The following is a 19,794-nucleotide window of genomic DNA, read 5'->3' as shown; positions in this document are numbered from 1 at the left end:
TTCGGTCTATTGAGATTGGCCGGCGCGGATCGGTTCAGGAGGGAAGGATGGCAGTCACATATATCGTCAAAACGCGGCAGTGTCAGGGTATGAATTGCTGTCGTTCGTCGTCTTAGCGCGCAGTGGGCTGACGTTTCTCATCGGATTTATATTCCTCGTGGTCGGTCGCGCGTACGAAAGCACGGTCGAACAGCGCATATAGCGAAACATTCCATGTCGGTTTGGACTGCTGTTCCCGCTCCAAGCCTTGCAACAGGCGAGGCCTTTGCTGCCGCCTTCGCAGCCGCTGCTTCGGCCTTTACCGCCGCTTTAGCAGTGGCGGCTTCTGCCTTGGCTGCATTTCTAGCCGCCTTCGCCCTCGAGGCCTCAACACGCTGATGCTGGCGCACATCGTTGGCTATGAGGCGCAGATGGGACTCGATCAGCAGCAGCGCAGCCAAGCCGCCACAGAAGATCGCAGCGACGACGCCGCCGAGTATTCCACCGATGATATCGCCACGGGCATTGGGACCGTAGGCCGCTAACAAAATCTTCCCCAATCCGGCGCCTGACAGCACCAATATTAGGGCGACAATGCTGTTGATGATTCCGAGGGCGCTAACCAGTAGACGGCTCATGTCTTTCCCTTGCCCATGAAAGCACAATCAGTGACATCGGTCTGATCGGCTGGCAAGATGTGGGGCGGCGTTGCCGTCAATGGCTTTCTGCCGGGGCTGGAACATATGTCAGAGAGAAAGGTTCGGGAGCCGGCCGCCTACTCCTGGCGGCCCTCCCTCTGTCAACTGCCCGCTGGCTCCGGCCGGCGGGCTTTTTAGTTCGGGTCGGGAACAGCTCGACTAGTCGCAAGTTCGGGCGAAGGCGGCGGCGCGCCCTTTCGCGACGCTGGCGGGCCCGCGCCCCTTTGTTGGGATGGGGCGCGGGCCTCATTCCGCCGGCGGGCTTTTTGTGCGCTACGTGGGAACCGGGTATTTCTCGGCAGGTTCGAAAGGAGGCAGCCCCCGTGCTGCTGGTCAGGATGTCCCAACCACCTGGCCGGGCCCGCCTCCCCCGCCATCCCGAGGCGGGCCCACGGAGCGGGGGACATTCGGACTAACAAATGTTAATCCGACCATGATCCAAGCCGGTCCCCCAACACCGATACCGGACAGCATCCTTGTGGCCGCTGCACGTTTGCAGGCGGCGATGGATAGGCGAGCCGGCGGCAATCCAAAGGACGCGAACCCCGCCAGCGCGCAAGGCCCCATGAGCGGAACCTAATATCGCCGAGCGACTTGTCTCGGAATGAGCACACGCGGCGTCAACTTCCTGGACCAATGGATCGCCAACAACGTCCCGAGACCACTAAAGCGGACGTCATCTCCGTTGTCGAACTCACGGACAAGCTCCTCGCCGATGCCAAGGAGGTCGGCATCAAGCGAGCGGAGATCGATAAGGAAGTCGACAGTCTCTACCCACCATCCTCGATGCCATAGTTCATTTCGAACCCGGTTTGCCGGACTAGCCGTCTGACGGCGGTAGTCAGCTTCTCGACGGTGGCAATGATCGCCTTGGCCAGCGCCTCGGCTTTGTGGATCGGCGCGGGTCCAAAGAGCGCGTTCGTCATCTCGCGGCTCGGCAGCACGACGGCCGGGCAGGGCCGTCGCCGTCGTTCAGGAGGCGCTGAGCAGCTTCGAAGGGCTGCCCACCGGCTCCGGCTGGCGGGCCTTTTGTCGGTATGTGGGAACTTGGCATTTCTCGGCAGGTTCGAAAGGCGGCAGCTCCCCTGCTGCCGGTCAGGTCCCCCAAACCTGGCCGGGCCCGCTTCGCCGCCAGTGACGCAGGCCCACGGCTTTTAATCGGAACTAAAATGGCCTCTGCCCGTTCACTGCGCCAACGGGGTTCAATTTTCATGATGAATGGGCTGGTTCTGGTCGTTGATGACGAACCAATGATATTGCTCGACCTCGAAGGTGCGCTTGAGGAATCAGGCTTCAAAGTTGTGGGTGCGAATAGCGCTGCGCAAGCGATCTCAAGCTTTGATGCCGACCCTGGGTCATTCAACGCGTTGATCTCTGATATCCGGCTCGGTGAGGGCAAATCAGGTTGGGAAGTGGCCCGGCATGTGCGGCAAGCGAATGCGATGATGCCGGTGATCTATATCAGCGGGGACAGCGCCACCCATTGGGGCGCAGAGGGTGTCCCGGAAAGCATCATGATCACGAAGCCGTTCGCTCTACCTCAGATCATCACGGCCTTGTCCATGCTGCTCAATCAGCAACATTCGACAAACGAACCAAGTGGGTGACAACAAAGTCGTTGTTGAGCCATGTCGCGGGTGGTCGGCGCCTTACTTCCTGATGATCCAATCCAGCAAGGCAGCGTCAACGCGCTCGCACCCGGTAAGCTCGAAGATGAGGCTCCTAGCCAGGTTGCGCCATTCACACGGGGGCACGTTAGTTTCCGTCACCAAGGTTCGAAACACAGACTGGGCAATTTCTGCATGGAACGCGGACACTCGGCACTTCTCAGGCTCCCTGAGCGCCTCGTCCGCCTTGCGCTGGCGTAACCGCTTTAGAAGGTTGCGTGATGCTGCGATTGCACGGCGGGATTGGTCTAGATCGCGGCGAATTGCGGCGATGTCATTTATAGAGCGGTGCTGAGAGACGAACGTGGCGTCGATCATCGCACGCGCGACGTCTGTGCGGACTTCGATCATAGCTACCTCCCAATAGCCAAGATTGAAAGTACATTTATTTAAACCCGGTCCCCGATCGATTCAAATGTCGGTTTCATACCAAGAAAGGCAGCCTTTCCGCCGGCCGCGGCCTGGGGCGCGATAGGTGCGCCTATCTCGGGAGCTGATCGAAAAAGGTCGGCCGGCGCTCAGTGGGCGGGGGGAACTTCAGGGTCTAGAATGAGCGCCGGCCGCTGGCGTCCGATAGGTCCGCCGCGTGGCAATGTAGCGCCCGACGAATGGGCGTCAAGCGGGCGTGATGATGAGCTGCCGATGCTGCTCTTCACGGAAAGCTCGTCCCCGCACCACTCACGCGGCTTGTCCACCAGCGGCTTCTTCCGTGTGTCTTGCGGGTTTATGGGTGCTGCACAGGGGAGTTATTTCCGCAGCCTTGGGAATAAAAGGATCGTTGCGCCATCTTGCGGGTCCAGTGGTTCATGGCTCGGCTGCTCGTGCGACATCACCTGACGCAGATCGCGCACGTCGAGCCGCTGTCCGCAGATCTCGCACTTATAGAAGTTTTCGTCCTCATCATCGGGCTCGCCTTCGTGCCGCTTGCCGGGGATTGATGTTCCAAGGTCTGAAAGCTTTGTCATAGCCTTTCGAACATTCAAATTAGCTAAAATGTTCCGGAACTGAATCGTGGCTCAGCCCTTGAATCGCGGCCGGAGTAGCGTGCATGAGTAATGCCGCAGCGCGTTTGAAGTTCATTAAGCCGCAGGAACCGATCCTGGTGCTCGAAGCGCCAGTCAGCGACGATTGGCTGCACGAGATCAAATATGATGGCTTCCGGACGCAGCTCATCCTGGACTGGGCCGGCGCGCGCGCCGTCACCAGGACCGGCATCGACTGGTCGAAGCGCTACTGGCCCGTCATCGATGCCGCTGAAAAGCTCGCCGCGAAATCCTTCATCATCGACGGCGAGATGATCGCGCCCGAGCCCGACGGCCGGCCGAACTTTCACGCCATGCATTCTCGTATGGCCTGGAACGCCGAGCTGCTGGCCTTTGTCGCCTTCGATATCATGCACCTTGACGGGCATGATCTGGGGACCTTGCCGGCGGTCGAGCGCAAGGCGCAGTTGTGGGAGCTGGTCAAGCCGGCCACCGGCATGATCCAATACAGCCAGCATGTCGCGGGAAATGGCGCCGAATTCTACGCGGCGACCGACAAGATGGGGCTGGAAGGCATCGTCTCGAAGCGGCAGAGCGCGGCCTACCACAGCGGCAAGACTGATTACTGGGTCAAGACGAAATGCTGGGACGTGGCCGATTTCGAACTCTTGGGTATCAAGCGCGAGCCGGGGAAGATCACCGAGGGCCTGTTCGCGAAGGATGGGAAGTATGTCGGCAAGGCAGCGATCGCGGTAAACCGCTCCATCAAGGAACGGCTATGGCGGCGCGTGGAACAGGCGAGAGCTCGGCAACCACCCGGCGTTCCCACTGCCGTTGTCGACGACGTTGAATGGGTAGGCCCTGGCATCACGGCCAGCGTGCGGTACCTTCGCGGCGAATCGAAGCTGCGCCACGCTTCGGTGCAGGATATGCGGGAAAAGGACGATGCCGTCTGATCGATTGAAGGTCCGTGAAGTTGACGGAGCTTTTGAGGTGCACGACGGCGACGACGTGATCGGAACCTTCGCCACCATCGTGGAGGCTGGGAGGGCGGTCCGCGAGCGCGGTGCGCGCCTCTGGCTTGATTGGGGGCGCACCGTCATTGGCGGGCAGACCGCGCCGTATGACTTCTCGGCAAACTTCCTGGGCTCTGACAGCATCGGCCGCATTCGGGGCCAGCAGCATCCGCCAAGTGCCGGGAAATGGCTTTGGTCGATCGGCACCCACGGCAACCGCTGGCGCAAACATGAACGGCCTCCGACAAAAACTCGGAAGACATCCGCCAGCAACTTCAACTTTTGTCGACCCTTCCTTCCGGATGAATGTCGTCGAGCGCGGCTTGACGCAGACCAACCTGCGGATGGACCAATACCTCCAGATGCTCGGCACCAAAATCGATGGCATGCGCGACCGCGTCCACGGCCTGTCAACCAAGGTCGAGGTGCTTTCTCAGAAGATCGACGCCATCTCCCCGCAGAAGCGAGCTGAAGCAAGCTCTCTGCCCCAGCAGCCCTGATCCATTCGGCTACTTTTTCGTGAGCAGGAGCGCTTCGCGCACCAGCGATGACAGACTGCCAACGCCAAGCAAATCGATAAGCTCGCGAGCCTGGCTATGGGTGATGCCCGTTTTGGCTACAAGCCAGCTGGCGTGCTTTTCCTTGGCGGCGTGAAGCTCGCAATCTCGCTCGTCGGACATGGCTTTCCTCCCGTTGGGCGAAAGCCTGGTGTTCTCTTTCAAGCGTCCGATTGCCGGTTGTGCACGGACGACCACAGAAGCCTACGCCCTATTCGGGCCGATGGCTAGGACCGCCAACTGCACCAGCGCGGGGTCTCTTCCCCTTGTCCGAAGACCGTACCAGTAAGCGTTCCCCCTGAGTAACCCCCCGATCCCGGAGCGAACCCAAATGAGCTCCAACCAAGAACTGAAACGGATGCTCCAGCACACTCACGAGCTGTTGTATTCGCTGCTCGAAGGACCCCCACAGCTTTGGAACCGTCTGAACGCCTCGGCCGCCGCTCAGACCGCTGACGTCCCTGCGAACACCACCGCTGTTTAGGCAACTGTAGCCGCCGGCATCGGAAGCGCCACCCCAGGTGACAGCGAGGAAGTACTCAACGCCGTCGCCGAGATCATCGATGCCAACACCGCAGCGATCGCGGCAAGCACCGCGAAGCTTCCTCCGGTCGCGGCACCGGCTGCGCCTGCCGGCCAGCATTCTTCTCATCATTTCCAGTCTCCCCATCGGCTTCGGCCGGTGGGGATCTTTTTTGGGTTTCAGCCGCAGCTGCGCTTCGCGGGCCTCCCAATGGCAACCAACTGCTCCGTCCGGCGTTGAACTATGCTGACTGGGCGCCTGTACTCCAGAAGCCTTGCCCGCCGGGGGCCCCGCCCTGGCGGGTTTTTTATCCGGCTGGAACATGTGTCACAGCCAAGTGTTCGGGAGCGGGCCGCCTTCCCTGGACGGCTCTCTCCTTCGGTCAGCTGCCCGCTGGCTCCGGCCGGCGGGCTTTTTTAGTGTTCTGTCGGGAACAGCTCGACCAGTCGCAAGTTCGGGCCAAGGCGGCGGCGCGTCTGGGTCTTTTCGCGACGCTGGCCGGCCCGCGCCCCTTTGTTGGGTGGGGCGCGGGCCTCAATATCCACAGACAAAGATTCTGAGCCGGACGCCTCACTCCGGGCGTCCCTCCACTCTGTCAGCTGCCTGCTGGCTCCCGCCGGCGGCCCTTTTTGTTTCCGTCTGGAACACTTTCTGTTGGCCCTAGTTCATTCCCTGGCGCCCATAACACCTCCCCCTCAGTTAGAGGCGCAAGAGAGCTGAGATCAGCTTTCAAACAGAATCCGCCACCGTCCCCTCAGTGGCGGGTTTTTTTTATTGCCAGCTGGAACATGTGTCACAGACAAAGGTTCGTGAGCCGGCCGCTTAGTCCCGGCGGCCCCCTCCACTTCTGTCAGCTGCCCGCTGGCTCCGGCCGGCGGGCTTTTTGTGCGCGATGTGGGAACTTGAATGTTCGGCAGGTTTGAAAGAGGGCAGCTCGCCGCTGCTGGTCGGGCTCCCCCTGGCGGGGCCCGCTTCCCCGCCACCCCATGGCGGCCCCCCTTACCTCCTGATGATCCCAATCCACCAAGGCAGCGTCGACGCGCTCGCACCCGGTAAGCTCCAAGATGAGGCTCCTAGCCAGGTTGCGCCATTCACATGGGGGCACGTTAGTTTCCGTCACCAAGGTTCGAAACACAGACTGGACAATTTCTGCATGGAACGCGGACACAGGTGCCGCTCATCTCTGAGCGCCTCGTCTAGCTTGGGCTGGCGATGCCGCTTCAGAAGCTCGTGAGACGCGGCGATTGCCCGGCGGATTTGAGCTATGTCAGCACGAATTGAGGTAATGTAGGCCCTGGAGCGGTGCTGAGACAGGAAACTGGCGTCAACCACCGCCCGCGCGAGGTCTGGACGGCCCTCCGTCATAGCGGCCTCCAACAGCCAGATTTTAATTGCCCTATTTAGCAGCACTCAGAACGATTCAAACGTCGGTTGATACCGAGAACGGCCGCCTTTAAGGTCGGCCGGAGCTCAGTAGGCGGGGGGACTTCGGGGTTTAGAATGAGCGCCGGCCGGTGGCGTCCGATAGGTCCGCCGGGTGGCAAACGTAGCGCCTGACGAATGGGCGTCAAGCGGCGTGATCGTGAGCTGCCGATGCTGCTCTTCACGGAACGCGAATTCGTCCCGCGCAACTCATGTCGGCTTGTCCACCAGCGGCTTTTTCCCCCGGCTGCACAGGGGAGTTATTTCCGCAGCCCTGGGAATAAAAGGATCGTTGCGCCATCTTGCGGATCCAGCGGCGCATGGCCGGGTTCTTCATGCCAGAACACCTGACGAAAATCTCGTTGATCAACCGGCTGACCGCATTCGGGACAATTGTAGAAATGATCCTGCTCCTTGGCGAGTTCAGGTCCATGCACCTTGCCAGGGATCGGCGGACCGAGGTCGGATAACTTCGTCAATTCCAAGAGGTCTACCCGCTCGTCGGGTCCGACCAAGCTGTACTCGTATACGGCAGCTTGATCTTCATCGACCACCCGGAACCAATGATCCTGTAGTGCCCGCGGCGAGACCCTTTGTCCCGCCGTCGCTTCGGCGCTTTCATGGGATCGTTCTCCACGACGGTGCCCGATGAAACCACCGTGTCGCCGTAAATCTCTTCCACCTGGTACTTCGTCATCGTCGCCTCATTCCGATGGTGTGGTGGGCAACGTGGCGCACCGTGGTTTGTTGCGCCGTAGTTTGAAGCTTCGGAACTATTCTAGCGAGTGCTAACTGAATCGCCGGCAGCCGGTGTTGACTGCCGCTGACCAAGTTCCCTCCAAAACTCGGTCGGCGCGCGCCCAAGGGTTGGGCAGGCGCGGGCCATCACTTTTCGGAGGCCTGGCAATGAGCACGCGCGGCATAAACTTCTTGGACCGGTGGATAGGCAACAACGTTCCCAAGACGGTCGGGCTGATTTATCTCGCAGAGTTGACCCAGAAGCTTTTAGTCTAGCCGGCGCCAAAGTGGTCGGAATCGGCAGTGACGAGATCGAGGAAGACACCGGCAGCGTCTATGAAGCGATCCTGGATGCGATCGTTCATCATGATACGGGCTTGGCGGATTGAGACAAGTCTAACGACCTGGACGACGTACCGGAAGGCACGTTCGGTAACTGTTGATTCAACCATTGCTGGTATTTAGAAGGTAGGGTGGCGGCTCCGACTTTGCGGCGGGTGTTATGCCGGAGCCGCCCGCGCAGTCCGGTTGGGTTTGACCGCGCTGTTCCAAATTAGGACAGCGCGGTCAACGAACCGTTAAATTTTTCCGGAACTAATTAAGGGCATGCTAATTGAATCGCGGCTCCGCGAGTCTCGTGCATGCGTTTGAAGTTTGTCGCTCCTCTGTTGCCGACCTTGGTTGAGAAGCCTCCCGAGGGAGCAGGCTGGATTCACGAGATCAAGTTCGATGGCTACCGCTCGCAGATCATCAAGGATGAGACCGGCGTGCGGATCTTCACGCGTCGCGGTCTCGACTGGACGGACAAATACCGAGATCTCGCCAAAGCCGCCGCTGGCCTCGATGTCGAGAGCGCCATCATAGACGGCGAGATCATCGTGTTAAACGACGCAGGCCTGTCGGACTTCGGTGCCCTGCGCAAGGCCATCACCAGCCGGCAGCATGACTTGTATTTCGTTGCGTTTGATCTCCTCCACGTCAACGGCCACGATCTGCGCGACATGCCGCTGGAAGACCGACGCGAGGTCCTTACCGAGATGATCCCCGAGGAACAGCGCATCCAATTCAGCCAGGCGCTACCCGGGGAGGCGAGCGCCATCTTCCACCTTGCCGAACAGGCTGGCCTGGAGGGCATGGTGTCAAAGCGCCGCGACAGCAAATACCGCAGCGGCCCGTCGACCAACTGGCTGAAGGCGAAGTGCTACACGGTCGAGGAATACGAACTGCTAGGCGTCGAGCGGGAGCCCGGGAAGCCGGCTTTTGCCCTTATGGCCGATCGGACGACGGGGCAGTATGTCGGCTCGGCCTTCATCAACTCGAGCCATGCCATCCGAGAACGGCTATGGAAGCGCGTCCAAGAGCACGCCGGTCCGGCGCCCAGGGGCATGAAACGGCCGGCGACGCTATGGGTGAAGCCCGGTATCATCGGGCGCGTGAAGCACTTGCGCGGCGACGAGGATTTGCGCCACGCCTCGCTGCAGGATTTCAGAGATGAGGAACCGCTGCCGTCGTCTGACTGAAAGGGTTACGCTGGCGCAGACAGCGACCTTGTGACCAGCGTTAGGCTAGCCTCATAGACGCAACGCCCGGTGTCGTCACGGACCCATACCGCAAAGTCATTGAGGTCGGCCGGCAGAGAATGCTCTATCACGAGTGAAGGCAGCAGGCGCTTCGCCTCCCGGCGCATGTCGGCCGGGCTCATGTCTACGCCCAGATCGTCGCGGGTGATCTGGCCATTCTCGATTGTATCGAAGAAGTAAAGCGGCATAGCCTAGACGAACCTGCGTTCTTGTCTTTTGTTCCCCACGATTCCAGCGGCTTGCAGCGCAAGCGGAACCTAATATTCGTTGGCAGATTGTTGATTGATGAGCGCACGCGGCATCAATTTTCTGGACCAATGGATTGCCAACAACGTTCCCGAAACAGCCAAGGCGGATGTCATCTCGGTTGATGAATTGACCGACAAGCTCATTGCCGATGCCAAGTCGCTCGGCAAAAAGCGGGTCGAGATCGATGAGGAGGTGGACAGCCTTTATCGCACCATCCTCGATGCGATTGGGCACTTCGATCCGGGTCTGCCGGAGTGAGAATGATTGCCTTGACTCGTTCCCATTGTGTTCCCATTTTGATCTTCCCCGACGTGACGAGGCCGGCTCCGAAATGTGCGGACGCGTTTTCGTAAAGACCACAATCCCTGACATGATGCGGAGGTTTGAGTTCGCCCATCCTGGCGAAGTCGAGCGCCTGGGCAACAGCTTTCCGCTCTGGAATGGCGCGCCGAGCCTGACTTATCCGATCGTTATCCGTGAAGAGCTGTCGACCAGCATGGCCGGCTTTGTCTCCGCCCGTTGGGGTCTCGTACCTGGTTGGGCGAGGGAGGGCGGCGGCCGGCCGCCTCCGGTCAATGCGCGATGCGAGACGATTGCCAGCAATGGCATGTTCAAGAAGGCCTATGCGGCGCGCCGTTGCCTTGTGCCTGTGGACGGTTATTTCGAATGGCAGAAGCTCGACGCCTCGGGGAAGAAGAAACAGCCCTATGCCGTCGCCATGAAATCCGGCGAGCCCTTTGCCATGGCCGGGATCTGGGAGGAATACTCCGACAAGGTGACGGGCGAATTGATCCGGACCTTTGCCATTGCCACCTGTGAGCCGAACGAACTGATGGCGACCATCCACGACCGCATGCCGGTCATCCTGGCGCCGGCCGACTACATGCGCTGGCTTGGACCGGAGCAGGATCCGCGCGACCTGATGAAGCCGTTCCCGTCCGACCTGATGAAGATGTGGCCGATCGACAGCAAGGTCGGTTCGCCACGAAACAACACGCCCGACATCATCGACGAGATCGGGCTGGGGCCTTCAGACTTGTTCGACGTCTGATCGGCTCAGTTCGATTGCGCGCGGTCGACAGGTTTTCTGTCTTGTTGGCGGCGACAAGGTCGAGAAACGTCTGCAGCGCAAGCATCATGGTGCGTGCGCCATGCTCGTTCAGTGTAAAGGATTTGGTGCCCTCTTCGGTCAACAGTCCTACCAGGCACGACCTCGGCATATCCTTGTCATCCACGTCGAGCGTGCATCCGCGCACCGGCGGCAGCATTTCATCATTCGCTTTCTCAGCCATCGTACCTCACAAATACCGCTCGCCATCGCCGCGATGCTCGAAACAGAACCAGTGCGGTTCCTGGCCCGGCCGGGCAAAACCGAAGCCTGCATACCTGATGCATCCCTTGCGCTCGCAGACGTGACCCAGCACTGTGGCGCGCTGGCGCGATACCGACGTCATGCCGTCGGCAAGCTTGGTAGGTTCGTCGCTCATGCTGGATAGATTCCACAAGACGTCTTGACGGGCAAGAAATTTGTTCCTTATTCGTTCTCATGGCGCACGATCCGATCGACACCCTGGGAAAGGCGACCCGGCACAACATGCTTGTGAAGGTGGAATGCAGTTGCGGGAATGTCCGCTACTGCAGATCGGCTGATCTGATGATGGTCTATGGAGGCGGCGTCGACCCGCTGAAGCTGAAATTCGACTGTAACCGGTGTAAGCCGCAAGTGAAGATCACGCTGCTGGAGTTTCATCCCGAGCACCTTCCCAAGAGCCTGATGATTCACAGGCCGATGAAGGTTGAGGTAAGATCACCTGGTATACGGAACGGTTCCGGGGAGAATGATCGGCTCGCGGCCCGCATGACACCGGATGAGCGTCTGGGCGTTGCCAGGATGATGTCCACGCGGTCCACCGGCAGGCCCGATCCGATATGCGTGAGCCGCGCGCCTCAACTATGCTGTGAACGTCCGGGGCCGGCCCTTTCGACGCCGGTCCACTCGAGGCAGCGGGGCGTGTGAAGATGATCATCCTCATCCGTCTTTATCTGAAGCAGGTGCAACGTACCGAACATGCGGTCTTGCAAGGTCATCCAACTTGGCCGCGAGGCATCGCCACTGCCTGTTTGTGAGGTTCGCTACCATCCGGCTTCGATCTCGAAACGCGGTCCTGCCATGGCGGGCACGCAAGGCGGTTCACGCGCCGTGCTGCTATTCGAGGTATTGCGGCGACATGACCTGGCGGGGCAAGCATGTTCCTGCGATCCGGCAGGGTTGAGTGGGCAGCCTGCGATGGCGGCCTGGGTTCTTGTCCATCTGCTGCATCCGGGGCCATTCCCGTTTCATGTCGCCTTTGTAGACGACCGCCTGCTTTGTGCGGTCAACCCCCGCTGGGGGTACACGCGGCGAAAATTCAGGAAAATTCGATTCCTGTTTTATCAGCGGGCAGGCGAAGGGCCTGCCCGCACTTTTTTCGGCAAATAGAATTTTCCGGAATTTTCGTCGCGATGACCGCAGCAGGACGGCCCTCTCCTTTGGCGCCATCGGGAATGGTCCCGATGCAACCGAAGGAGAACTACCATGGCCACCACGATCGCAAACCTCACCACCAAGGCGGACGGCTCGATGGAAGGCGTCTTCGCCACGCTCCGGGTCAACGCTCCGATCACCCTCATCCCCAACCCCAACAAGTCGCGCGAGGACGCCCCCGACTACCGGATCGTCAACAAGCGCACAGGCTTCGAGATCGGAGCCGGCTGGCACCGCGTCTCCCAGCGTTCGGGCGAGGAGTACCTCTCGGTCAAACTGGAAGCTCCCGAGATCGGCGTCATCTTCGGCAATCTCGCTCCCGCCCCGGGCGGCGAGGAGAACAAGAAGGTCATCCTCTGGAACAACCCGCAGTGACAGCCACGAGGGGCCGGCGTCGAAAGGGCCGGCCCCTTCACCTCACTTTCCGGAACAAGGAGGCTATGATGAGCCGCTATACCATCACCGTCACCGGACGCGGCCGCTCGGACCCCGAGGCCATCATCGGGTACGACCCGCCGCTGCAAACCTATTTCCTGCAGGCGTTCCCCCACGAAGAGACCGACGAACCGGCGCTGTGGCTCGGCACATACGAGCGGGACTTCGACACGATTGTCGCCCTGCACGCAGCAGCCTTTGCCAAAGGGTACGACTTCGCGCCGATTGCCGAGGAAGTCGCCGCGCAACTCGCGGCCGACAAGGCGAAACACGCCGGCCGGCCACGCCACGGCGGCTGTCTCGGCGAACCTCTGCGAAAGCCGCACTTCGAATAATCACTGGACAGGAGGGCAGGCGTTTTGCAGTCGCGCCGATGATGTCCCGATCGTCAGCCATTCCCTGACACATCACGATAGCCGCGTCGCCGCTTGACGTGCTCGATCACCAACCGAGCCGCGTGAGCCTCCTCTGCTTCCCCGTAGAGGTCGATACGGATACGGCCCGGCCGGCCGATCCTCCCCCACTCCCGTACAACACAGATGTCGCCAAATAGGCTCGGCGTTGTCGACAAGCTATAGTACCGTGCCATGTTGCACGCGGGATCGATGCGGTGGAGACGTGTCGTCGCGGCATCTGTCGGCATGACACGACATTCGCCACTTATATCCATCTCGTCCAACGAGTTCGATGAATCAGTCCGGCTTCATCGATTCACGATTCTGATGCGTGGTTAGCTTTGGGAAAGGCACCTTGGCGGTCGGGCTCAACTTACGGCGTGCCGCCGCTCCCGGAGCCGGCTTCGCCCTCTCGGCCGCCGGCGACGATCCCTCTCGCCGCGCCAGTCGGCGTCTTTGCCCGCTACCTCGATGGCTGCTCGGAGCTTCTGTCTTCCCCCACCAGACCTTCGATCATGCTGAGCAGGCTGGATGCCGTCGAGGCGGGCATGTCCAGAATGCGCAGCACGAGCTTCAGCTTGTCGTCGGCCTCCTTTCGGCTTTCGCCGAATAAATGCGGGGCGGCGGCGTGGATCATCTCCACCGGCGAACAGTCGAGGATTTCGCAAAGGTGGATCAGCCGCGTCGCATGCAGCTTCGAAAACGCCCGCTCATAGCGCGCGAAAATCGTCTCATGCAGTCCGACCATCATGCCGACCTGGGCGCGATTGAGCCGCTTTGTGTCGCGATGCTCGCGGATGAACTGGCTGAATATCTGCTCCATCTCGCGGAAGCTTCGAATGCCCTCGAAACCTGGCTTTCGATAGATCGGTTTCTCCGATTCTTCGTCGCTCGTTTCGACGAGCCCACATTCGTCGATATATTTCTGGACGTCCTTGATCGCCATGGCGAAGGCTTTGGCCCGCTCCTGTTGCCGTGAAAACACCTCGCTATGACGCGTGTCTTCTCCCCATTGGTCCTTCCACTGTGAAATCAGGACCAATTTGACATCAGCCTAGCAGCAAACAGGCCCTCCGATCAAATGTCCTTGGACAGCGAGCCGGGAGCCTGGAACCTGGAACCCGATCGGCCTATCAAGCGCCAATCTCGTCGAGATATTTGACGACCGCCGCCTCGATGATCGCCTGCATCGATGTCTCCGCATTGAACGATGCCAGCTTCAGCCGGCGCTTGGTCCGCCGATCAAGGCTCACATTGACGAAAAAGCTCTCCCCTTTCACGCGCTCCCGTTTCACCCGCCGCAGCGCCTTTCTCGCCTCCTGACGGACACTGATATCGGCATCCGCCTTGTTGGCCGGAGGCGCCGGCAGCCTCGCATCTGTCTCAGGCGCGTGCGCGTCCGGCACGTCGACAGCGACCTTCTTTTTGGGAGCGGTCACGAACTCATCGAGCGATAGATGCTCTTTTCCGCTCACCGACCGCCCCCCCTCTCTCCATCAGCGCCCAGAAGCTCGTCGATCTCCTTCACAACGCCTTGCGTCTCCCGACGTGCCTTCGCGATAGCTTCCGTCAGTTCCTGCATCTGCAAGGTCCCGATGCCGTTCTGGATATCCTTGTACACGTTGCGCTCCATCACCTCGGTCCGGAAGAGATAGGTTCCGACCTTGTCCTCCATGATCGGCCGGATCTTCCGATAAAGTTCGGTGTGGCGCACGGTCAACGAGACCCGCGTCCGCAGCACACCATGACGGCAGCCGCGGCCGAGCGCCTCGTTGACGCGCAGGACGGATTCAAAACAGTCGATCGCGCCGAGTACCTCCCGTTTCGATGCCTGGACCGGCGAGATGACAAGATCGGACCATCCAACCACCGGATCGACGATCGCCGTGTCCTCGCCCGGCGTGTCGATCAGAATGTAGTCGAAGCCGGCGCCTGCGCGATCCAGATAAGTGCCGACCGCCTTGGCCGTCTTGTGGCCAACGACATCGATGCGCTCAGCCTGGGCTTCCTTCTCCCGGCAGTCGCTCCACCACTTGGTCAGATTGCTTCGCGCATCCATGTCGATCATCGCCACGGCTCGACCTCGAAGGGCATACTCGCCGGCGATGTTCATGAGAGCGGTGGTTTTGCCTGCGCCTCCCTTGCCATTGATCGCGGAGATCACGGTCGGCATTCTGCCTCCTCCTATAAAAATGTGTTTCTATTCACACACGAGTCCGCGTTTGCACGAATGTGGATTCATGTGACTCAAGGCTCAGATGAATATAGAAATGTGAGGTCATATTGACCATAGAAAAATGACGATTTGCCAAAAAGTACGTAATTCTGATGTCTTTTTGGTTGGCAGGATACGGTAAAATGTGATACATTTTTCCTGACAATCGAGGGACAAGCCCTCGATCCGCGGCCTGCGGCCGCAAAGCCAAAAGGATCATCGATGACGCCGTCGAACGGATCGCCTCCCAGGAAGCCCGCCCGGCGGGAAAGGGTCGCCCACATCCGCTTTTCCGACGATGAAATGTCGGCTGTAGAAGGCGCGGCGGAACGGGCCGGACTTTCGGTTTCGAGCTTTATGCGATCACTCTCGTTGGAAGGCGCCGGTGTCCGACCGTTTATGAGCAAGCAAGACCGGGCGATCATCGAGTCCAGGACATGCGCGCCGTCGGCGGCAATCTCAACCAGATCGCCCGTGCCCTCAACGCAAGTCGGGCGGCGGAGGGTTCGGATCTCACGGGAGCGATCGACGACGCCCGTGCGATAGCCATCACCGTGGCCGCGGAACTCGCGTCCATGACGAAGCGCGCCGGTGCTGCCCGGCGTGGCGAGGCGGCCTGATGGAGTTTTTTCTCGGGGCCTTCGAACGGGATTGGGAGCGCCGGCGCGCTACACTGCTGCACGAGTTGCAAATGGGCGAGCATGAGGGGATCGACTGGGACAGACCGCGAAGGGGAGGGGCGGCGCATCTGCCGGCGGAGGGCGCTGGTCGGCGACAGCGCGGCGGCAGGAGGCCCGGCGGCGGAAGCGGTGCCGCCTTCCGGGGCGGAACTGCTCGGCCGATGTCTGTCCGATTCGCGGCGCTTGCGCGGGGAAGCCAGCCGGCTGTAGTCAAGCTTGCCTCCTATGGTGGCGGCGTTCGGGCGGCTGCAATGATGAGCTACGCCTCGCGCGGAGGGGAATTGCCGGTAGAGAATGAGAGGGGCGAACACATCACCGGAAAGGCGGCGCTCGCCGAACAGCGCGGCGATTGGGAGCATCTATTCGACAACCGGGCCGCCAGCCGCGATGTCGGCATCTTTGCGGTTACGATTGCCGACCCGCCCGTCGGCCGTGGCAGGCAGGAACTCGTTCACGAGATACTGAGCGCGGGCTTTGGAGACCGGCGTTTTGTTTATGCCGTCGAGAAGGGGAATGCCGGCGAGATCGAGGCACGTGGGGTAGTCGTGCTGCGTGACCGGAACGGCGAGCGCCTGACTGCTGACGCCAAGGCAGCAGGCATTGCCCAGGAGAGGTTTGAGAATTCCGAGGTCGGCTGTGAAGTGGAAGCCCGTTTCCGGTTCCGCGGTCATGGCAACGGCGTTGAGTTCGCGACGGCGCGGGTACGGGAGCTCGTTGAGCGCGCGCAAGGCGACGTCCAGGACGAGACGGGCCGGGCGATCCAGACGTTCGATCAGGCGGGCGATCTGGTTCAGAAGGAGTGGCGGCGCGAACTGCACAGCCGTAAGGGGAGGGACGTCATGCATCTCATCGTCTCGGCGCGCGCCGGAACGAATGCGACAGCATTCCAAGGCGCGGTGCGCGATTTTCTCGGCGAGCAGTTTGGTGGACATCGCTATATTTTTGCGCTCCACGATCCTGCCGATGACCCGAAGGGGACAGGGCAGGGCGGTCGGCGGCCGCACATCCACGCCCATGCCATCGTCACCATTCGCTCTGAGACAGGCGAGCGGATCCAGACCAGCCCGCAGGTGTTTCGGCAATGGCGTGCTTTGATGGCCGAGAAAGCGCGCGAGCATCGCATTGACATGGAGCTCACCGACCGGCGCGATCTTGCCAGCCCGCCGGCCTATGGCCGCAATCAGGCGCGGGCGGTGAGCTATGTCGGGCGAACCGAGCATGAAGGCACAAGCCGCGCCGCACAGGCCCGTTACGATGCCAAGCGCGCCAACCGGCACTCTGCGGCACGATCGGAGCGCAGCGTCGGGTATGCCGTCGAAGCGGCGCAGGCCTGGGGCGAGGTCGTGCGCTCGCATTCCGACAAGGCCGTTTCCGAGTTCGCTGCCGAGCAGATCGGCCGGCTACAGGCGGCACTACGAGAAAGTCAAATCGACATCAATAAATTTGATAAGTCGCTCATCCCTACAAATCTGAATGCCAATATGATAGAGCTTGATAAGGTGATCGGAGCCGGAGAGACTCCCATGCGCGCGATGACGCGACCAGAATTCGAGGCTTATGGAAAGCGTGTTGAAGCCGTGCTGGCAGCTGTCGAAGCTTCGATCGAGCCCGCCGAGCGCAAGGAATTCGACGAGGTCGCCGCGACCGCGCGCGAGGTGGTGAACATTCGCCGCGAATATCTCGAACTTTCAGAACGACAGGGTGGGATTAAGCCTGTCGAGGCTGATCGCGATGACAATGGCAAACAGACTTCCACCTGGGACGAGCAGCATCTTCAGGAGGTGGGTGGATTTCAGCCGACCGAGCGCGACGATGGCGAGAAACGGATCGAAGGAAGACCGAGCACCGATCGGGATCAGCAGCACAACGATGGGCAGCCAAGCACGTCTCGGGACAGCCCGTTCGATGATGCAGTCGCTCGCCATGGCGAGAGTGCGGTGCGTGAAGGAGACGAGATGCTGGCGGAGTACGATGCTGCTTTCCACTCGCTTGATCGCGCGACCGACAGATACTCGTCCGAGTATTTCCGCGCTGACATATCCGATGATGAACGTGCAGCCGTTCACGCTGAGTATTTTGCGGCGTCAAATCGATATGACACCTTGCTCCACCGATACGCCCGGGAAGCCCTTGACGGGAACACCTATCTCTACGAGCGATCAAAGGGAGAGCAAAACCTGCTTCAGGTAATGAACGACGAGGCTCAGGTCCAAGCTTCCCGTCGGGCGTTCGATATGTACGATCCCACACGGAACCTCCCCGCGAGGCAACATGACGCGCAGGCGGTTCGCGCCGGCGACGCGTTGTTCGCCCAGATCGACGCCGCAAAGAGAGATGTCCATCGTTATTATGAGCTTGAAGCGCGGGACATTCGTTCGACGGTGAGGTCTGGTCGTGTGGAAGGCGAAGCCGAGGGTGTCGCTCGGATTGCGGGGCTGAGGGAGGCCGAAATCAGACATGCGGATCTGCTGCGGGAAGCGGCCCGGGCCGCTCTCGACGGCAACGGCTATATCCGTAGCAGGGCAACGATCAGACACGACCTCAACAACGAAATCCACTTGGAAAGCCGGCGTCGCGCAGAAGCTGAACGAGGACCTCACGAGAATGTACGCGAGGCAACCCGACCGTCCGAGTCGGGCGATCGTACCGCGCGGATGACCCAGGACCACAGGGCGGATCCACCGCAGCAGCAAGTTCCGCGGCTACGCGAATTGGAGCGCGAAGTCGAAGAACGCCATCATCGCACGCTTGAAGACCGGGAACGCTAGGTCTTAAACAATGAAGCAGCATTGGCACGTCAACCCACTTCCACCGCCTGACGAGAGTTCGGATCGCCCAGACGGTTCTGTGGGACTCGCGCTATGGGCTCTGATCGTGATTGGTCCCATGATTTATTTCGGACATCAGCTGGGTGCTGTGGAGACTTGCCTGCTGCGCGCCTATGAAATGCTCGAAAGCTTGCTCCTGCCAATTCGAGACTGGCTCTTGGGCTAGTCGTCATCCCATTGGAACGCCTCGTGAAAGAGATCCTGAAACACGCGCCAGATATGGCCCACTATTCCAACCGCGAAGGTTGCGCAGCACAACCCAATAAGGCATCGTCGCTGATCGATGAGAGAGGCATTCCCTTCATTGGCGAACTTTCCTTAACCGGCGGCGATGACAGAAGCGTTAGAGCCGTCCTCTTTCTCTCGATCCGGATCGCAACACCCCGCAATGATGAAGACCAGCATCGATCATCTGCCTGAGCACAAGCAGGGCGAGCTCGGCCGGATTGTCGATATCCTGCACGAGGAGTTCGACGATGCGCTGGACAACGGCACGGCCGAGTTCAAGAAAAAGGGCCGTATCCTGAAGATCATCCTGTTCGGCTCCTATGCGCGCGGCGATTGGGTCGACGAGCCGCACACGATGAAAGGCTACCGATCGGACTACGACCTGCTGATCGTCGTCAACAACCGCAAGCTCGCGGACTTCGCGTACTGGTACAAGGCAAAGGACCGGCTCATACGCGACAGGGGCATCAAGACGCCGACCAGCTTCATCACACATTCACGGCGAGAGGTGAACACGGCGCTGCGCGAGGGACAGTATTTCTTCACCGACATTCGCCGCGACGGCATCGTGCTCTACGAGCTCGACGAAGAGCCGCTCGCCGAGCCGAAGGCGATTACGCCTGCGGCTGCCTATAAGTTTGCCGAAGAGCATTTTGATGATCGCATACCGGGCGCACGAGACTTTCTTGACGCCTTTAGGTTTGCGCTGGAGAAAGGACGGCTGAAGAACGCGTCTTTTCAGCTACATCAGGCAATTGAGAACACCTATGCAGCGCTTCTCTTAGTGTTCACAAATTACAGTCCGCCATCTCACAAACTCACATTCCTCCGGGCGCTTGCAGAGGAGCAAGACCGGCGGCTCGCCGAAGCATGGCCGCGCGACCAGCAGCGCTACCGCGCGTGGTTCAACACGCTCAACGAAGCCTATGTCAAAGCCCGCTACTCCAAGCATTACGCGATCAGTGAGGAAGCGCTTGTCTGGCTCGGGGGGCGCACTGACGAACTGCACAGGCTCGTGAAAGAGATCTGCCAAGCCCACCTGACACGGCTGAAGGAAGCCGCCGGCGGTTGACGCCC

The 19,794-nt window shown here is 60.4% G+C and carries 27 protein-coding genes and 2 pseudogenes; 15 read left to right on the top strand and 14 right to left on the bottom strand.

The window, feature by feature from the left end; all coding sequences use genetic code 11:
* Positions 1-146: 146 nt before the first annotated feature.
* Positions 147-617, bottom strand: a complete 471-nt coding sequence (locus C7I87_RS02395; RefSeq protein WP_149902688.1) for a hypothetical protein — start codon at positions 615-617, stop codon at positions 147-149.
* Between the two features lie 664 nt (positions 618-1,281).
* Here C7I87_RS02395 and C7I87_RS02390 point away from each other — a divergent pair.
* Both C7I87_RS02390 and C7I87_RS02385 read left to right on the top strand, forming a co-directional pair.
* Positions 1,282-1,501: pseudogene (locus tag C7I87_RS02390) on the top strand (hypothetical protein).
* A gap of 345 nt (positions 1,502-1,846) precedes the next feature.
* Positions 1,847-2,284 carry a response regulator gene (locus C7I87_RS02385; protein ID WP_246696149.1) on the top strand — a complete coding sequence of 146 codons (438 nt, stop codon included), beginning with the start codon at positions 1,847-1,849 and terminating at the stop codon, positions 2,282-2,284.
* A 42-nt stretch (positions 2,285-2,326) separates the two neighbouring features.
* On the opposite strand, the gene C7I87_RS02380 is transcribed toward C7I87_RS02385, so the two are convergent.
* Together C7I87_RS02380 and C7I87_RS02375 are read right to left on the bottom strand one after the other, a co-directional pair.
* Positions 2,327-2,695, bottom strand: coding sequence for a hypothetical protein (locus C7I87_RS02380; protein ID WP_149902687.1), 369 nt, complete (start codon positions 2,693-2,695; stop codon positions 2,327-2,329).
* 395 nt (positions 2,696-3,090) lie between these two features.
* Entirely contained in the window at positions 3,091-3,309 is a 219-nt protein-coding gene (locus C7I87_RS02375; RefSeq protein ID WP_149902686.1) for a hypothetical protein, read from the bottom strand.
* A gap of 83 nt (positions 3,310-3,392) precedes the next feature.
* On the opposite strand from C7I87_RS02375, the gene C7I87_RS02370 reads away from it, so the two are divergent.
* The gene (locus tag C7I87_RS02370) at positions 3,393-4,283 is read left to right on the top strand and encodes an ATP-dependent DNA ligase (RefSeq protein WP_149902685.1); all 891 of its coding nucleotides are present in this window, start codon (positions 3,393-3,395) and stop codon (positions 4,281-4,283) included.
* Between the two features lie 290 nt (positions 4,284-4,573).
* Positions 4,574-4,843, top strand: a complete 270-nt coding sequence (locus tag C7I87_RS02365; protein ID WP_149902684.1) for a hypothetical protein — start codon at positions 4,574-4,576, stop codon at positions 4,841-4,843.
* Positions 4,844-4,852: 9 nt separating this feature from the next.
* Here C7I87_RS02365 and C7I87_RS35065 read toward each other — a convergent pair whose 3' ends face one another.
* From C7I87_RS35065 to C7I87_RS36680, 3 genes are all read right to left on the bottom strand, one after another.
* Positions 4,853-5,023, bottom strand: coding sequence for a hypothetical protein (locus C7I87_RS35065; protein ID WP_188393696.1), 171 nt, complete (start codon positions 5,021-5,023; stop codon positions 4,853-4,855).
* 2,082 nt (positions 5,024-7,105) lie between these two features.
* Positions 7,106-7,399: a hypothetical protein gene (locus C7I87_RS02355; protein ID WP_246696148.1), complete on the bottom strand. Its 294-nt coding sequence runs from the start codon at positions 7,397-7,399 to the stop codon at positions 7,106-7,108.
* 456 nt (positions 7,400-7,855) lie between these two features.
* Complete coding sequence (locus tag C7I87_RS36680) at positions 7,856-8,035, bottom strand: hypothetical protein (protein WP_373424606.1); 180 nt, start codon at positions 8,033-8,035, stop codon at positions 7,856-7,858.
* Between the two features lie 189 nt (positions 8,036-8,224).
* On the opposite strand from C7I87_RS36680, the gene C7I87_RS02345 reads away from it, so the two are divergent.
* Positions 8,225-9,103 carry an ATP-dependent DNA ligase gene (locus C7I87_RS02345; protein ID WP_149902683.1) on the top strand — a complete coding sequence of 293 codons (879 nt, stop codon included), beginning with the start codon at positions 8,225-8,227 and terminating at the stop codon, positions 9,101-9,103.
* A 5-nt stretch (positions 9,104-9,108) separates the two neighbouring features.
* Here the strand turns inward: C7I87_RS02345 and C7I87_RS02340 are convergent, their stop codons facing one another.
* The gene (locus C7I87_RS02340) at positions 9,109-9,351 is read right to left on the bottom strand and encodes a DUF6894 family protein (protein WP_149902682.1); all 243 of its coding nucleotides are present in this window, start codon (positions 9,349-9,351) and stop codon (positions 9,109-9,111) included.
* 97 nt (positions 9,352-9,448) lie between these two features.
* Here C7I87_RS02340 and C7I87_RS02335 point away from each other — a divergent pair, with 97 nt between their 5' ends.
* Complete coding sequence (locus tag C7I87_RS02335; RefSeq protein ID WP_149902681.1) at positions 9,449-9,670, top strand: DUF768 domain-containing protein; 222 nt, start codon at positions 9,449-9,451, stop codon at positions 9,668-9,670.
* Positions 9,671-9,743: 73 nt separating this feature from the next.
* Positions 9,744-10,463 (top strand): SOS response-associated peptidase, encoded by a 720-nt coding sequence (locus C7I87_RS02330; RefSeq protein ID WP_149902680.1) that lies wholly within the window; start codon positions 9,744-9,746, stop codon positions 10,461-10,463.
* Here the strand turns inward: C7I87_RS02330 and C7I87_RS02325 are convergent.
* The 3 genes from C7I87_RS02325 to C7I87_RS35060 are packed head-to-tail and all read right to left on the bottom strand — an operon-like array spanning position 10,417 to position 11,162.
* Positions 10,417-10,704, bottom strand: a complete 288-nt coding sequence (locus C7I87_RS02325) for a hypothetical protein (protein WP_188393695.1) — start codon at positions 10,702-10,704, stop codon at positions 10,417-10,419. The two genes, C7I87_RS02330 and C7I87_RS02325, sit on opposite strands and share 47 nt — an antisense overlap.
* A 6-nt stretch (positions 10,705-10,710) precedes the next feature.
* Positions 10,711-10,899 (bottom strand): hypothetical protein, encoded by a 189-nt coding sequence (locus C7I87_RS02320; protein WP_149902679.1) that lies wholly within the window; start codon positions 10,897-10,899, stop codon positions 10,711-10,713.
* 47 nt (positions 10,900-10,946) lie between these two features.
* Positions 10,947-11,162, bottom strand: a complete 216-nt coding sequence (locus C7I87_RS35060; protein WP_188393694.1) for a hypothetical protein — start codon at positions 11,160-11,162, stop codon at positions 10,947-10,949.
* 420 nt (positions 11,163-11,582) lie between these two features.
* On the opposite strand from C7I87_RS35060, the gene C7I87_RS35545 reads away from it, so the two are divergent.
* From C7I87_RS35545 to C7I87_RS02305, 3 genes are all read left to right on the top strand, one after another.
* Positions 11,583-11,891: a hypothetical protein gene (locus C7I87_RS35545; RefSeq protein ID WP_210250611.1), complete on the top strand. Its 309-nt coding sequence runs from the start codon at positions 11,583-11,585 to the stop codon at positions 11,889-11,891.
* A gap of 96 nt (positions 11,892-11,987) precedes the next feature.
* Positions 11,988-12,311, top strand: coding sequence for a DUF736 domain-containing protein (locus C7I87_RS02310; protein ID WP_149902678.1), 324 nt, complete (start codon positions 11,988-11,990; stop codon positions 12,309-12,311).
* Between the two features lie 68 nt (positions 12,312-12,379).
* Complete coding sequence (locus C7I87_RS02305; RefSeq protein ID WP_149902677.1) at positions 12,380-12,706, top strand: hypothetical protein; 327 nt, start codon at positions 12,380-12,382, stop codon at positions 12,704-12,706.
* 53 nt (positions 12,707-12,759) lie between these two features.
* Here C7I87_RS02305 and C7I87_RS02300 read toward each other — a convergent pair whose 3' ends face one another.
* The 4 genes from C7I87_RS02300 to C7I87_RS02285 all read right to left on the bottom strand — a co-directional run bounded on the left by C7I87_RS02300 (position 12,760) and on the right by C7I87_RS02285 (position 14,939).
* Positions 12,760-13,014: a WGR domain-containing protein gene (locus tag C7I87_RS02300; protein WP_149902676.1), complete on the bottom strand. Its 255-nt coding sequence runs from the start codon at positions 13,012-13,014 to the stop codon at positions 12,760-12,762.
* A gap of 215 nt (positions 13,015-13,229) precedes the next feature.
* Positions 13,230-13,808: a helix-turn-helix domain-containing protein gene (locus C7I87_RS02295; protein ID WP_246696147.1), complete on the bottom strand. Its 579-nt coding sequence runs from the start codon at positions 13,806-13,808 to the stop codon at positions 13,230-13,232.
* 91 nt (positions 13,809-13,899) lie between these two features.
* On the bottom strand, positions 13,900-14,205 hold the full coding sequence (locus C7I87_RS02290) for a hypothetical protein (RefSeq protein ID WP_246696146.1): 306 nt from the start codon (positions 14,203-14,205) through the stop codon (positions 13,900-13,902).
* A gap of 32 nt (positions 14,206-14,237) precedes the next feature.
* Positions 14,238-14,939, bottom strand: a complete 702-nt coding sequence (locus C7I87_RS02285; protein WP_149902674.1) for a ParA family protein — start codon at positions 14,937-14,939, stop codon at positions 14,238-14,240.
* A gap of 264 nt (positions 14,940-15,203) precedes the next feature.
* Between C7I87_RS02285 and C7I87_RS36675 the strand changes: the two are divergent.
* From C7I87_RS36675 to C7I87_RS02265, 5 genes and pseudogenes are all read left to right on the top strand, one after another.
* A pseudogene (locus C7I87_RS36675) lies at positions 15,204-15,308 on the top strand (hypothetical protein); the annotation flags it as partial.
* 110 nt (positions 15,309-15,418) lie between these two features.
* Positions 15,419-15,601 (top strand): plasmid mobilization relaxosome protein MobC, encoded by a 183-nt coding sequence (locus C7I87_RS35765; protein WP_246696145.1) that lies wholly within the window; start codon positions 15,419-15,421, stop codon positions 15,599-15,601.
* Positions 15,601-18,429, top strand: coding sequence for a relaxase/mobilization nuclease domain-containing protein (locus tag C7I87_RS02275; protein WP_149902673.1), 2,829 nt, complete (start codon positions 15,601-15,603; stop codon positions 18,427-18,429). Before C7I87_RS35765 ends, C7I87_RS02275 begins: the two co-directional genes overlap by 1 nt.
* 249 nt (positions 18,430-18,678) lie before the next feature.
* Positions 18,679-18,909, top strand: coding sequence for a hypothetical protein (locus C7I87_RS02270; protein ID WP_149902672.1), 231 nt, complete (start codon positions 18,679-18,681; stop codon positions 18,907-18,909).
* Positions 18,881-19,789 (top strand): nucleotidyltransferase and HEPN domain-containing protein, encoded by a 909-nt coding sequence (locus C7I87_RS02265; protein WP_149902782.1) that lies wholly within the window; start codon positions 18,881-18,883, stop codon positions 19,787-19,789. The genes C7I87_RS02270 and C7I87_RS02265 overlap by 29 nt, the downstream gene beginning before the upstream one ends.
* The last annotated feature ends 5 nt before the right edge of the window (positions 19,790-19,794 follow it).

It is taken from the genome of Mesorhizobium sp. SARCC-RB16n (assembly GCF_008520305.1).
Lineage (GTDB): Bacteria > Pseudomonadota > Alphaproteobacteria > Rhizobiales > Rhizobiaceae > Mesorhizobium.
The sequence above is the reverse complement of the archived record's forward strand: the minus strand, read 5'-3'. Positions and strand labels throughout refer to the sequence as shown.

Excerpts from the sequence above, each read along its gene's own strand:
- C7I87_RS02395 (WP_149902688.1), bottom strand. The coding sequence starts at position 617 with ATGAGCCGTCTACTGGTTAGCGCCCTCGGAATCATCAACAGCATTGTC.
- C7I87_RS02385 (WP_246696149.1), top strand. The coding sequence starts at position 1,847 with ATGGCCTCTGCCCGTTCACTGCGCCAACGGGGTTCAATTTTCATGATG.
- C7I87_RS02380 (WP_149902687.1), bottom strand. The coding sequence starts at position 2,695 with ATGATCGAAGTCCGCACAGACGTCGCGCGTGCGATGATCGACGCCACG.
- C7I87_RS02375 (WP_149902686.1), bottom strand. The coding sequence starts at position 3,309 with ATGACAAAGCTTTCAGACCTTGGAACATCAATCCCCGGCAAGCGGCAC.
- C7I87_RS02370 (WP_149902685.1), top strand. The coding sequence starts at position 3,393 with ATGAGTAATGCCGCAGCGCGTTTGAAGTTCATTAAGCCGCAGGAACCG.
- C7I87_RS02365 (WP_149902684.1), top strand. The coding sequence starts at position 4,574 with ATGAACGGCCTCCGACAAAAACTCGGAAGACATCCGCCAGCAACTTCA.
- C7I87_RS35065 (WP_188393696.1), bottom strand. The coding sequence starts at position 5,023 with ATGTCCGACGAGCGAGATTGCGAGCTTCACGCCGCCAAGGAAAAGCAC.
- C7I87_RS36680 (WP_373424606.1), bottom strand. The coding sequence starts at position 8,035 with ATGGTTGAATCAACAGTTACCGAACGTGCCTTCCGGTACGTCGTCCAG.
- C7I87_RS02345 (WP_149902683.1), top strand. The coding sequence starts at position 8,225 with ATGCGTTTGAAGTTTGTCGCTCCTCTGTTGCCGACCTTGGTTGAGAAG.
- C7I87_RS02340 (WP_149902682.1), bottom strand. The coding sequence starts at position 9,351 with ATGCCGCTTTACTTCTTCGATACAATCGAGAATGGCCAGATCACCCGC.
- C7I87_RS02335 (WP_149902681.1), top strand. The coding sequence starts at position 9,449 with ATGAGCGCACGCGGCATCAATTTTCTGGACCAATGGATTGCCAACAAC.
- C7I87_RS02330 (WP_149902680.1), top strand. The coding sequence starts at position 9,744 with ATGTGCGGACGCGTTTTCGTAAAGACCACAATCCCTGACATGATGCGG.
- C7I87_RS02325 (WP_188393695.1), bottom strand. The coding sequence starts at position 10,704 with ATGGCTGAGAAAGCGAATGATGAAATGCTGCCGCCGGTGCGCGGATGC.
- C7I87_RS02320 (WP_149902679.1), bottom strand. The coding sequence starts at position 10,899 with ATGAGCGACGAACCTACCAAGCTTGCCGACGGCATGACGTCGGTATCG.
- C7I87_RS35060 (WP_188393694.1), bottom strand. The coding sequence starts at position 11,162 with ATGAAACTCCAGCAGCGTGATCTTCACTTGCGGCTTACACCGGTTACA.
- C7I87_RS35545 (WP_210250611.1), top strand. The coding sequence starts at position 11,583 with ATGGCGGGCACGCAAGGCGGTTCACGCGCCGTGCTGCTATTCGAGGTA.
- C7I87_RS02310 (WP_149902678.1), top strand. The coding sequence starts at position 11,988 with ATGGCCACCACGATCGCAAACCTCACCACCAAGGCGGACGGCTCGATG.
- C7I87_RS02305 (WP_149902677.1), top strand. The coding sequence starts at position 12,380 with ATGAGCCGCTATACCATCACCGTCACCGGACGCGGCCGCTCGGACCCC.
- C7I87_RS02300 (WP_149902676.1), bottom strand. The coding sequence starts at position 13,014 with ATGCCGACAGATGCCGCGACGACACGTCTCCACCGCATCGATCCCGCG.
- C7I87_RS02285 (WP_149902674.1), bottom strand. The coding sequence starts at position 14,939 with ATGCCGACCGTGATCTCCGCGATCAATGGCAAGGGAGGCGCAGGCAAA.
- C7I87_RS35765 (WP_246696145.1), top strand. The coding sequence starts at position 15,419 with ATGCGCGCCGTCGGCGGCAATCTCAACCAGATCGCCCGTGCCCTCAAC.
- C7I87_RS02275 (WP_149902673.1), top strand. The coding sequence starts at position 15,601 with ATGGAGTTTTTTCTCGGGGCCTTCGAACGGGATTGGGAGCGCCGGCGC.
- C7I87_RS02265 (WP_149902782.1), top strand. The coding sequence starts at position 18,881 with ATGAAGACCAGCATCGATCATCTGCCTGAGCACAAGCAGGGCGAGCTC.